The sequence below is a fragment of the Coprococcus sp. ART55/1 genome (genome assembly GCF_000210595.1).
In the GTDB taxonomy this organism is placed as follows: Bacteria; Bacillota; Clostridia; order Lachnospirales; family Lachnospiraceae; genus Coprococcus; species Coprococcus aceti.
In genome coordinates this window covers 2,632,292-2,645,466 of sequence record NC_021018.1, presented here as the reverse complement: position 1 = coordinate 2,645,466, position 13,175 = coordinate 2,632,292, and the positions used below count along the sequence as shown (strand labels likewise).

Sequence of the window (13,175 nt, the reverse complement as noted above, 5' to 3'; positions counted from 1 at the left end):
GCTCTGGTCTGGCAAAATTCTTAGGAAGAATATCCTTAAGTCTCTTATTTTCTTTCTCTATAGCTCGCATTGCATTATCTATTATTGTTCCTATCTCCGGAGTATGCGCATTTGCTGCTATATCATTCCAACGTGCTCCTGCAGGTACAAAGAAGATACCTTCTGATGTATATTCATCTACATCTTCCTCAAATCCGTCTCCTTCTTCCACAAGTTCATTATATTTCTCATCGAATCTATCCGATATGTATTTCAAGAAAATCAGACCAAGCACAACACTTTTATACTCTGATGCATCCAGATTTCCACGAAGTACACATGCCGCATCCCAAATCTGTTTTTCAAAGCCTATTTCAGCAGTATTCTTATCAGCCATCTTCCCTCTCCTCCTATGCGCAAATTTTTATTTATCATGCTATAAATTATACACCACGGAATATCAAAAGCAAACAAATAAAACTCCCCAGGCTAGCCATTTATGAAGGGAAAATAACAGATATGGAACATCATATAAATGCAAATGAGCCATATGACAGTCAGGCACACATAGACGAACTCTCACGGATACCCGATGATTTCGACGACTTCAAATACAGTGCAGGCAGATTGCAGTTCTAATTGGTAATTTTGATTACCATTATAAAATAGTTTATACGATACAATTTTATCCAAAAGTCCTAATGCAATTGCTCCATTCTCTCCCTGAGCACTTCCTCCTCAGTGTATGTGTGCTTTCCAAGAAGTTTATCTCGTTTTCCGCCAAATGCCTTATTCAACTTGCCAAGATTGAATCCAACAAGGAATGCGGCAATAACAGTACCGGCGCCCACGCTTCCAAGACTATGTATGCAGATCAGACATGTTACGACCGACACAGCCACCATAGAACAGTCAAATCCGATCTTTACCTTTGAAAATTCAATGTGTGTGCCCTCTGAGACAGCCTGCATAACACCCTCCCCGGCAAGTGGGATAAGATTCGCCGGCAGATAAAAGAATATTCCGCCTGCTATGAATATGGTACTCACAAGCATCAAAACAACCCTGACAACTATGTTATCTGTTGATGGCAGAAATGTGGCAAGATAATTGCAGAATGTCGTGAAGTATCCAAATACTACTCCAACCACTATCTGAAGGAGATTTATCGGTTTGAAATTCTTTCGAAGTATAATGATCTGTATAAGCACCAATGCCGCATGGAATATGATCGTTGCCTTTCCCATCTCGATTCCCCATACACATGTCATCGTATATGGTATAGAGCTCACCGGTGACACTCCCAGATTGGATTTGACTGAAAGTGCTATTCCTATAGTCATAATAAACAGTCCAACGAAATACATTGGAATTCTTACCTTCATGTTCTTCATCTCTTACGGTCCTCTTTTCTGTTATCTTTTTCGCTGCCCTTCATATTGTCGTACACCCTTACAAGAAGTGACTGCAATTCTTCCGTCTCTTCCGCTGTAAATCCCCTCAGTGCCAAAGATTCAACTAAATCAAACTTCTTATTGAGCATCTCCACATACTCTCTGCCCTTATCTGTCAAATACACGTACAGGGATCTTCTGTCCCCTGACTTTGTACTTCTCTGTATATAACCTTTATTCTCCATGCCACTCAACACAGCGGTTATCGATGCCGGCTCTATATGACATCCCGCCGCGATATCCTTCTGGCACGCCCCATCATGATCCTTCAGATAGTCCAGCACCTTGGGCTGTCCCATGGTGAGCTCTGTATCCTTTATCTGACTCAGCAATGCCTTCTGCACCATGAAATGATCCGCCATCAGCAGATAATGTATGGATTTTGTATGTTCGTCCATATGGATTCTCCTCTCCAGATAGTTATAATTCTAATTATTAGAATGCTAACGATATTATACACATATTTTTACCCATGTCAAATCGAACTTCGGTCACCTCCATACGCACAAAAAAGATCCGGGATCATATGAACCACCCCGGATCTCAAATTATTCTTTATTTTATTGAGCCTTTATTTCTTTATGACTGCTTTCTTTGACACTCCTCTTTTCAGAAGGATTGTCTTATAACTCTTAAGCTTCTTCGACGGAACCTTGACGGTCATCTTGGCGTATGTCCCTGTAAATGCACCAGATCCAACTGTTTTTCCTGTCATCTGTGTATTCTTTATCACTACTGTCCTGAGCTTCTTACATCCATAGAACGCCTTGGCACCTATAGTCTTGACGTTTTTGCCCAAGGTCACCTTTGTAACCTTTACATTCTTCTTGAACGCCGCTTTTCCTATCGCTGTGACCTTAAATGTCTTGCCACCAAGCTTTATAGTGTCAGGAACCACAACTGTCTTGGTCTTCTTAACAACAGATACGAGAGTTACCGTTCCCTTGCCATTCAGGGATGCATTTGTGATCTTGTACTTGTAATTTCCATTTGCATAGATCTTACCCACAGCCGCAGTTATGTCAAAATACTTTGTCTGTGTTCCACTGTAATTACCGATTCCCATTATCACAACTTTTGCCTTGCCAAAGTCTTTATTTGACGAATATGCAACTCTGTAATCCTTGCCCGCTGTGAGTGTCCGCTTACCGCTAGTCACCTTCACCGCTGGTGTTATAGCCTTGCCTGTATATACAGCCGACTTTGTGATTGTCACAGAGGCTTTACTTATCGCCTGCTTGTTTATTGCAAATGTAAAAGTCTTTGAGCCCTTATATCTGCCCTGACCTTTGACAACTACCTTTGCTGTACCGGCATTGGTATTGCTGCTATATGAAACTATATAGTCAGTTCCCGCATCAAGTGTTCTTCCACGTGATACAACCTTTACGGCCGGTCTTATCGCTGCGCCTGTATATGTAGTCTTGTACGAAGCATTTCCAGTTGCCGCAAATGTAATATTTGCATCAACGCTTATATCCACAACTATCCATGTCCATACAGCCTTAAATGTTATATCCTCTGATACAGCGCCGTATGCAGAATCAGCATTATAGCTTGTTCCGGCTTCATCCTGCCATGCCAGCGCATATCCAGCCCTCGATGTCTTGTAATCAGTACCATCAGACATGGTGATATTTATTTTCGACAGATCAAGAGTTGATCCCTTGTTTACAGATGACGCATACAACTGGTTGCCATTCTCATCTGTGAACACAACCTTTACCATGGTTACACTGTCGCCCTTGCTGTCTACCGGATCCTTGGAATAAATTGGATCTCCACCTATTGACACATCGCCATCAACAATGATCGTTCCATCATCTGACTTTACGCCAAATGAATTTCCACCGGTTGATCCGGATGCATCCGCCGTAACACTTCCACCAACCAGTTTGATAGAATTGTCTGCTGAGATTACCGACTCCCCATCGCCAAGTCCTGATGACTTTGCATCAACAGAGCCTCCGGTGATCTCCACATCCGATGCCGATATTGCAGAAGATACGGAATCTATGCTGTTGCTTCCTCCAGCTATCTTCACCGTTCCTGCAGATTCAATTCCCTTGCCGTCGGACTTTATCTGTATATTGTCTATCTCGATATTTCCATCTGCCTTGATCGCAGCCGCACCCGGTGTCGCCGTTGATATCTTGGAAGATGTATCCTTTCCAGAAACCTTTACATCCGCTGCGTTACTGTTATCGCTTACACATGTTATACCATCAACAATCTTATTTTCTCCGCTTACCTGTATTACAAATGTTCCAGAATTGCCCGGACGAACCGTGATCTTCTTTACAGTAGCATTGTCCACGGTTATTCCACTTGCATTTACGGTATCGACAATTACATCCTCGCCATTGCCTGTGATCGTGTAATCCTTATTCTCGGTAAATGAAACTGATATGATTCCACCAGACTGTGATACCTTTACAGTCGGATTTCCTTCACTGTCAACGAGCGCTCCAACATATCTGCTGTCATTCAGTCTTCCGATATCAATTACGAAAGGATCTGATAAAAGTGTAGTCACCCCAAGTGCCTGGCTGATCTGACCAGCCTTGACATTTGCAGTTTCTTTTACTCGGCTATACACATAATATGTAGTAAATTCCTTAAGCCCGGTAAACTGAGCATCCTTCTGCCATACAAGCTTTGATTCAACCATATTCTTATCGCCTGATATTGCATACTCAATCTCGCCTGCTGCTCCTGACACCTGACCGCTGACGGTCACCGAATCAGATGTTACTGAAGTTTTTGTCAGAGTGACAACGGCGGTATTTTCTCCCTTTGCCACCGTCGCCTTAAGTGTTACGTTCGCTGAGCCATTTGCTGTTGATATAACCAGTGTATCACTGTAGATTCCGGCGCCAAGACCGTTTACCGGTTTCACAGACACTGTTGTTTTATTCCCTGCAGAAATCTGCCCTGCTGGTGATGAAACGATCTGGAATGCCGTTCCATCCTTAAGCTCGGCCTTTACATCTGTAAGGGTTGTCTCCCCGGAGTTTGACAGCTCAATAGCTGCATGATTCGCATTTGTATAGCCATATACGAGGTCTGTCCATGCCTTGGCATCACTGCTACATGACAGCTTTCCAGGAGTGAGTACCTTGACAACACAATCCGATTTTATTTCCGAGCCATCCTTAGCCGTAGCTGTGATAGTCGCCGTTCCGGCTGCGAGGGCTGTTATCTTGCCATTCTGTACGGATACCTTAGCCTTGTCTGAACTTGACCACACAAGGGATGTATCTTTTGCATCAGCAGGTGTTATCGTTGCCTTGATCTCATCACTGTCGCCCACATTAAGTGTTATGTATGTCTTGTCAAATGAGATTCCTGTAACCTTTACGGCTGGGGGCTCTGACGGAGTCTCTGTGTCTTTCTCAGACGTTGAACCCGTTGTTGATCCAGTTGAGCCAGTTGAGCCAGTCGATCCGGTTGAGCCGGTTGAGCCAGTTGAAGGATCCTTCGTGTCGACCTCTGTTGTCATGCCTCCACCTGACTCTCCGCTTATTGTCCTGAGCTCTGATGACACTTCACTCTTTGGAACTACCTTCTGTACTGCCTTCTCCTCATCTGTTCCGCTGTTCTTCACATACAGATAAAGTCCTGCTGCTGCACCCACAAGGCCTGCATTATAGTCCAGTGCAACCTCGTTCTGGTTATAATCTTCTGAGCTATCTACATAGGTTGTACTCGAACCCGCCGGTCCGCCAACCAAAGCACCGACTAGTACATGTGCCTGCTTTGTATATGCATTTCCAGTTACAGAACCCTGATATCCGCTTGAGGCTCTGTGATGAGGGTACTTTGATGAATACTTGTTGTAACCTACAACGAAACACTTTGAACCAGCATTGTTGCCAAGTATGTACTTCATCTGACCATTTGCCCATGATGAATAATCAGTCTTTCCATATATCGTGTCATACATGAGACCTGTCATCTGATGAGCGGTGTTATATCTTGCCGATCCCCAGCTGTCTATCAGACAGAAGTTGTTATCTCCTGACTGTGTCTTGCTTGCTATAAGTCCTGACTGGTTCTCCACGAACACGCTCTTCTTGGATGAGTTAGGGCTGTAGAGCAGAGCCGCCTGAGCCACATTATTCCAGCAAAGAGCCCAGTTAGGATTTGTTCTGCCACCATATACATTATTGTATTTTGTTGCATATGCCGATTTACCTGTAGCCTTGTACAGAAGAGCCGCCGCAAGGGCATAGTCATCTTCCCATGAATCTGAGCTATAGAAACTTGATGCCGGACCCGAGCTGTTCTTCTTAGCCTTAGTATCCGCATATGTGAAAAGCTTCTCCGCATAGGAAAGCGCTTTCTTATCCTTGTAATTTATATAATATGCCGCAAGTGCCGCCGCTGTCTCTGAAACGATATCTGTACACGTATCCGAATCAGATGTGAATGTTGCCTGTCCACTTCTTGATGACTGCTTTTCCGGAGCTCCCCAGTATCCATGATCGACATTTCCATCACCGACCTGATAACAGAAAGCCTGAACCGAGCCATCACTTCCAAGGACTGTGCATCTCTCGAAATAAGCAACGAATCTGTCCATGATCCTCTTATAGTGTGCCTCTGTAGCAGTATCCGCAAATGCCTCGGCAAACTCCATGTGCGCAAGTCCTAGAACTGTAGCCGAATATGCCTGTGGCAGACCAAACTTGGCATGATCTCCCGCATCATGGTATCCACCGCTGACATCCACAGTCTTTCCATTATATGTTGTTTTTGCATCCTCAGTATGGCAGTTTGATCTCCAAGAAAACTCACTCTTTGCAGATACATCACTTCCGCACATATTCGCATCATAAAGATACAGTGACTCCTGAAGAAGCTTCGCATAGTTGTACTCAACATCCGTATTGATCTCACCTGTATTGTCCCCGGCTCCGCCAGATGATGATGAAAGTGAACCGATAAATGAGTCAAATGCACCTGACTGTGAGCTGTAGTACACCTTGACACCTGTTATAGACACACCGTTTGCCGTACCTGTGTAGCCAAGCTTTGAATAGCTCACGCTCGAACCTGCATTTACTGCACCTGACTTCTTGGATGTGTTTGGATATATGTACAGCTTTCCATCACTGAATACACCCTTGAGGGCTGACCAGCTGCTGTAATCCTTAACTGCAGTTACCGAGCCACTCACATCAGCCACCGCTATCCAGTCTGCTACGTATGAATTGCTCTTGTTATTTATCGTTATCTCTGTCTCGTAGTAGCCGTCTCCCTTGGCTGTTCCATCTCCATCAGCAAGACTTGCGGTTACGCTTGAACTTGTGTTTCCAATTGAATCAAGGTCCGCACTGCCTGATCCGCTGTCGCCTGAACCGCCTGACTCCCCTGATGAGCCACCAGAGGTGCTCTTTGTTCCTGAGAGAACCGCTGACACGATTCTGAACTTGATCGTGCTGTTCTCCTGAAGATTGGCAACCTGTATTCCAAATGCCACCTTCTCCGTGCTGGTTGTGCTGATAGATGACAGATCAAGTACGGTCTCAAACTGACCACTCTTGGACAGATCTATCCACTTGTCATTATTCGACCATGAAGATCCATATGATGCAAATGGCATAACTCCCGCATTCTGTCCACTTGCAGCGGTAAATGTGTCAACCGCATATGTGATCTTGAGCGTCTTGTATCCCGCATCCGCAATAGCCTTCATGGATGCCAGATCTGATGAAGGCGAAAATCTGATCTCCGCCTTTCCATAATCACTCCACTCATCTGTTGCCGCAGTCACCGTCTTCCAGCCGGTGTCCGGTTTCAGATCCTTTGTGATGCTCTCCGCCTTAGCTGTGATCTCCGGCCAGGTTATACTGCCGATGATCATGCATAAGGTGAGAACATATGCCAAGATCCTGCTCGCTGCTTTCTTTCTCATTTTACTTTTCCTCCTTGTACTTCCTTTTTCCTCCTAAAAAATACCCTATTATTAAAAATATAGCACAGAAAACATCTTCATGCGACCCAATAATCCGTCATTATTTATGCGCATAATTACCAATGTTTTCTGTGCTATTTTACCAATACTTTATTAGCAAGTATTCTTTTTGAAGTTTCTATGTCATTTGCCATCTGGGCCTTGAGCTCATCTAGGCTTCCAAATTTCTTCTCACCTCGGATCTGCTCGATAAGCTCCACCTTGATGACCTGTCCATATATGTTCCTGTCAAAGCCGAAGATATTCGTCTCTATGGTGATATTTCCCTTGTCGTTGACTGTAGGATTGTCTCCTATGTTGGTGATTCCCATATAGACTCTGAAAGGATCCTCATGTCCCGTATGCTTCCCCCGGATTATCCTGATCCTTGAAGCATACACACCAGCCGGCGGGTACAGCTTGCGCTCCTCCGGCAGCATATTCGCAGTCGGTATTCCTATTGTCCTTCCAAGCTGTTTACCGGACACCACTTCACCTGTCATACTGTACGGTCTGCCGAGCATCGGAATGACCGACCTCACATCTCCCTCAGAAATATTCTTCCTGATGACAGTTGAGCTGACCACCTCGTCATCCTGTTCCAGCTTGTCTATGACTATGACCTTATATCCATACTCGTCCGCATAGCTTCTGAGGGTATCCACATCGCCCTTTCTGTCTCTGCCGAATCTGTAATCGCTTCCAACCACGACATATCCGGCCCGCATCATGTCCACCAGAACATCTCTGATGAACGCCTTCGGCTCTGTAGCCGCAAATGCATCGTCAAACGGATATTCAACCAGGACGTCAACTCCGGTATCCGATACCACCTGTGCCTTCTCGTCAGATGTGTATATGGTCTTCATATTGCTCACATCAAACACATGATTCTCCCTCATGTCAAATGTGAACACAACGCCCATATATCCCTGTCTCTGAAGCTTCAACACCTGCTCTATCAACAGCATGTGTCCCTGATGGATACCATCAAACTTGCCCAGGGCAACCGCCGTGCGCTCTGTGCTATTCAGTTTTACCTTCTTCGTGTCCTTTATATGAATCATAACTGTCTGTCCTTAATTACTCACCGGAAACATCTTAAATGGCACATACTGCCTCTTCTCATCGCTGTATTCATACAGTGCCGCAAATCTTCCATTCTCATCGAACACCTTGACATAGGTATCCCTGTGTATCTTATTCTCGGCAAATGCATCCGCACTGAGCTTATTTCCATTTGCCAGAAGCTTAACACCCTTCTCAGCTATATGAAGCTCCGGTATATCCGGCATGAGCTTATCCGTTGTTAATATATGCTGCATGAGTGTCCCGTCATCCCTTGCCTTCTCCACCTCATCAAGCGTCAGACTTTCTTCTATAGTAAAGCCCTTCACCTCGGTTCTGACAAGCTTCTCCATCACCGCACCGCAGCCAAGCTTCTCTCCTATATCCCTGCACAGGCTTCTGATATATGTTCCCTTGGAACAGCTCACATCGAATGTCACCCTCGGAAGTCCTACCGACTGTATGGTGATACCATGTATCGTGACCAGTCTCGGCTCTCTCTCTATAACCTGTCCGGCCCTCGCCAGCTCATAGAGCTTCTTACCATTTACCTTGATGGCTGAATACATAGGCGGGATCTGCATGTAATCGCCTACAAAACTCATCACCGCAGCCCTGACTGTCTTCTCATCAGGATATACATCTGTCACGTCTGTCATGACTCCTGTCACATCTTCGGTGTCGCTGGTCTTTCCGAGAAGCATGGTGCATGTGTATGTCTTGTTCTTCTCAGTGAGCAGGTCGCACATCTTCGTAGCACTTCCCAGACACACAAGAAGAACTCCCTCCGCCATGGGATCGAGAGTTCCGGTATGACCTATCTTTTTCTGTTTTAATATACCACGGAGCTTTGCCACCACATCAAATGACGTGAACCCCTGCTCCTTATATATATTGATAAATCCATCTATCATAACTATTTCAAATCCAATCCAAAGTCTTTTACATCAGTCCGCTGTATCAGTACCTGTTCCAGATCACATCTTTTCTGCAATTTATCAGCCAAGCTGTTTCTCTATATCCGCAACTATCTCCGCAACTATCTTTTCCGGATCACCTGACATATTGCATCCCGCAGCCTTCACATGGCCGCCACCGCCGTGGCTGCACGCGATCTCACTCACGTTCACGATATCATTTGCCCTGAGGGATATCTTGTAATTATCCTCACCAGCCTGATACATGAAGAAAGCAACCTCAGTACCTGATGTCAGTCTGAGCTGATCCACGATTCCATCCGTATCCATCTTGCTGGCACCAAATCTGTCAAAGTCCTCCTTTGTCAGAAGTGTATGGGTTATCTTTCCATCTGCAAACTGCTTCATGTTGAGAAGCGCATAGCCCAGAAGCTTATTCTGTGTGAGCGTCTTCTTGTAAAATGTCTCATCTATGACAAAGCTTGGTCTCGCTCCCTTCTCTATCAGGATTCCCGCTATGGTCATGGACTCTCTGGTGGTATTGCTGTGCTTAAACACTCCTGTGTCGTGGACTATACCGGTATACAGACACTCTGCGCACTGCTGGTTGATCTTTTTCTCATCCAGGAGCTTGAATATAGCCTCCGCAGCGGAGCATGCATCACTTTCCACATAGCACACATCACCAAAGCCTTTGTTAGACACATGGTGGTCTATGCAAAGAGTTCTCTTCGCAGTCTCATAATATCTGACAAATGGTGTGAATCTGTCCATATCTCCGCAGTCAAGCGACATAAACAGATCATAGGTCTCGTCATCTGCCTCATGCTTTACAGTAGATGCACCATTCAGGAACATGAATACATCCGGGAATTCCTGAAGATATACCTGAACCCTCTTGTCAGGGTAATTGCTTGTAATATAGTTATACATTCCAAGTGTTGAACCTATACAGTCACCATCAGGATTGATATGTCCTGTTATGGCTATGCTGTCTGCGTTCTCTATCTCCCTTATAAGATCGTTCATGATATACCTCCTTTTAAATTCTCATATTATATCCTACTCTTCAAACTCATCTTCACTCTCTGAGTTTTCATCTGTACTCTCGTCAGCATCGCCATGCTTTCCGAGAGCCTCATCTATCTTGTGGGACATACTGACACCATACTCTATGGACTGGTCCATGATAAATGTTATCTCCGGTGTATTGCGCAGATTTACAGAATGAGCAAGCTCTCTTCTGATATATCCCATTGCGCTGTTCAACCCTGCAAATGTGGAATCAACAGCATCCTGGTCACCCAGGACACTGATATATGCCTTACAGAACTTGAGATCAGGTGTGACAACCACATCAACGACCGAAGTCATAGGTGATATTCTTGGATCCTTGATCTCACGGCTGATGATCCTGCTGAGTTCTCTCTGGACCTCACCGTTGATCCTGTTATTCTTTACACTGTTTTTTCTCATATCTATTACTACTTTCTAGGCACCTCTACCATCTCGTATGCCTCTATCTGATCTTCCTCTGCAACGTCCTGGAAGTTCTCGAATACCATACCACACTCAAAGCCGGACTTAACTTCCTTGACATCATCCTTGAATCTCTTGAGTGAAGCAAGCTTTCCTTCAAATATAAGATTGCCCTCTCTGGTAATCCTTACGCTGCAGTTTCTGTTGATTGTTCCGTCGAGAACATATGAACCGGCAATGACACCGATACCAGAAGCCTTGTATGTCTGTCTGATCTCTGCGTGTCCGATGACCTTCTCCTCATATATAGGATCAAGCATACCCTTCATTGCTGAATCAATATCCTCTATTGCATTGTAAATGACTCTGTACAGACGAACATCTACCCCCTCGCTGTCAGCCATATCCTTTGCTCTCGCATCCGGTCTGATATTGAAACCGATTACGATGGCATTTGATGCTGATGCAAGAATTATATCTGACTCGTTGATAGCACCTACACCTGCATGTATGCACTTGATAACGACCTCGTCATTTGAGAGTTTTAAGAGACTCTGCTTAACGGCCTCAACTGAACCCTGTACATCTGCCTTGATGATGATCTTGAGCTCCTTGAGGTTGCCGGCCTGGATCTGGCTGTACAGATCGTCAAGTGACATTCTCTGCTTTGTATCTGCAAGAAGCTTCTCCTTACCCTGCGAGATATATGTCTCTGATATGGTTCTTGCTTCCTTCTCATTGTCAACTGCCATGAATATCTCGCCTGCATCAGGAACTGTGTTGAGACCCTGGATCTGTACAGGTGTTGATGGAAGAGCCTCTGTAACTCTCTCACCTCTTGAGTTGGTCATGGCACGTACCTTACCATGTGACGCTCCGACAGCGATGTAATCTCCAACATGGAGTGTTCCCTTCTGTACAAGCATTGTTGCAACAGGTCCACGTCCCTTGTCAAGCTCAGCCTCGATGACGATACCTCTTGCCTTTCTGTTAGGATTTGCCTTAAGTTCAAGCACATCCGCTGTGAGGAGGATCATCTCAAGGAGATTGTCAATACCTTCCTTAGTATGTGCAGATACAGGACAGAATATTGTTGAACCACCCCAATCCTCTGGGATAAGCTCATACTCTGTAAGCTCCTGCTTAACTCTCTCTATATTTGCACTTTCCTTATCGATCTTGTTGATCGCTACTATGATCTCAATCCCAGCAGCCTTTGCATGGTTGATAGCCTCGATAGTCTGTGGCATTACTCCATCATCGGCAGCTACAACAAGGATAGCGATATCTGTACTCTGTGCACCACGCATACGCATTGCTGTGAACGCCTCATGTCCAGGAGTATCAAGGAATGTTATAGTCTGGCCATTTACATCGACAACTGATGCACCGATGGCCTGTGTGATTCCACCAGCCTCACCTGATGTTACCTTTGTCTGTCTGATGGCATCAAGAAGTGATGTCTTACCATGATCAACATGACCCATAACGCAGACTACAGGAGGTCTTGAAACCATATCCTTCTCGTCCTCTTCATCCTCCTTAAGGAGCTCCTCGATCACATCAACTTTCTCCTCTTCCTCAGCTATGCAGTTGTACTCAAGTGCGATCTCTGAAGCCTCGTCAAATGGAAGCTCTGAGTTCACATTGACCATCTTACCTGCGAGGAACAGCTTCTTGATAAGTGCTGTTACAGGAGTCTTTACCGCATCAGCCAGCTCCTTGAGTGTTACAACCTCAGGAAGTGTGATGGTTCTGATTGCATCCGGATCCTCCTGTGGTGCCTGCTGCTTCTTCTGTGGCTTGTTCTTCACATTCTTCGCAAGTCTGCTGATATCAGCCTCGACCTCCTCAGGTGATCTTCTGTTGCCCTTACGTGGCTTGTTCTTATCTCTGTTGTAGTTATCTCTGTTCTGGCTCTTTAAATCCTTACCCGGCATCTCCTTCGCATCGAAGTCCTTGCGGTCTCTCTTGAATGGTGCTCTCTTCTGAGCTGGGCTGTCATCCTCGTCATCCTTGCCAAATGGCATATTGATACGGTTGCTGAAACGGTTGCCACCATCTCTGTTAAAGCCTCTTCCGCCCTGGTTTCTATCGCCATTGCCGAAGCGTCCGCCACCCTGGTTTCTGTCTCCGTCTCTGTTAAACCTTGGTCTGTCACCCTGGCCGTCCCTGTTAAATCTTGGTCTGTCACCCTGGTTTCTATCACCATCTCTGTTAAACCTTGGTCTGTCATTCTGGCCGTCTCTGTTAAATCTTGGTCTGTCACCCTGGTTTCTGTCGCCATCTCTGTTAAACCTTGGTCTGTCGCCCTGACCG

The 13,175-nt window shown here is 45.3% G+C and carries 9 protein-coding genes; all 9 read right to left on the bottom strand.

Annotated elements, in window-relative coordinates:
* Positions 1-376 (bottom strand): type I restriction-modification system subunit M N-terminal domain-containing protein (locus CCU_RS11890; protein WP_208896213.1); only part of this gene is annotated, 376 nt, incomplete at its 3' end.
* 301 nt (positions 377-677) lie between these two features.
* On the bottom strand, positions 678-1,373 hold the full coding sequence (locus CCU_RS11885; RefSeq protein ID WP_015534844.1) for a YczE/YyaS/YitT family protein: 696 nt from the start codon (positions 1,371-1,373) through the stop codon (positions 678-680).
* The gene (locus tag CCU_RS11880; RefSeq protein ID WP_015534843.1) at positions 1,370-1,831 is read right to left on the bottom strand and encodes a MarR family winged helix-turn-helix transcriptional regulator; all 462 of its coding nucleotides are present in this window, start codon (positions 1,829-1,831) and stop codon (positions 1,370-1,372) included. The genes CCU_RS11885 and CCU_RS11880 overlap by 4 nt, the downstream gene beginning before the upstream one ends.
* Before the next feature lie 173 nt (positions 1,832-2,004).
* Positions 2,005-7,353 carry a glycoside hydrolase family 9 protein gene (locus CCU_RS11875; protein WP_015534842.1) on the bottom strand — a complete coding sequence of 1,783 codons (5,349 nt, stop codon included), beginning with the start codon at positions 7,351-7,353 and terminating at the stop codon, positions 2,005-2,007.
* 134 nt (positions 7,354-7,487) lie between these two features.
* Entirely contained in the window at positions 7,488-8,459 is a 972-nt protein-coding gene (locus CCU_RS11870; RefSeq protein ID WP_015534841.1) for a bifunctional riboflavin kinase/FAD synthetase, read from the bottom strand.
* 12 nt (positions 8,460-8,471) lie between these two features.
* Positions 8,472-9,374, bottom strand: a complete 903-nt coding sequence (gene truB, locus CCU_RS11865) for a tRNA pseudouridine(55) synthase TruB (RefSeq protein WP_015534840.1) — start codon at positions 9,372-9,374, stop codon at positions 8,472-8,474.
* Between the two features lie 84 nt (positions 9,375-9,458).
* On the bottom strand, positions 9,459-10,406 hold the full coding sequence (locus tag CCU_RS11860) for a DHH family phosphoesterase (protein ID WP_015534839.1): 948 nt from the start codon (positions 10,404-10,406) through the stop codon (positions 9,459-9,461).
* Between the two features lie 33 nt (positions 10,407-10,439).
* Positions 10,440-10,853 carry a 30S ribosome-binding factor RbfA gene (gene rbfA, locus CCU_RS11855; protein ID WP_015534838.1) on the bottom strand — a complete coding sequence of 138 codons (414 nt, stop codon included), beginning with the start codon at positions 10,851-10,853 and terminating at the stop codon, positions 10,440-10,442.
* Between the two features lie 8 nt (positions 10,854-10,861).
* Positions 10,862-13,175, bottom strand: a 2,314-nt coding sequence (gene infB, locus CCU_RS11850) for a translation initiation factor IF-2 (protein WP_208896212.1), incomplete at its 5' end; no start/stop codon positions are given.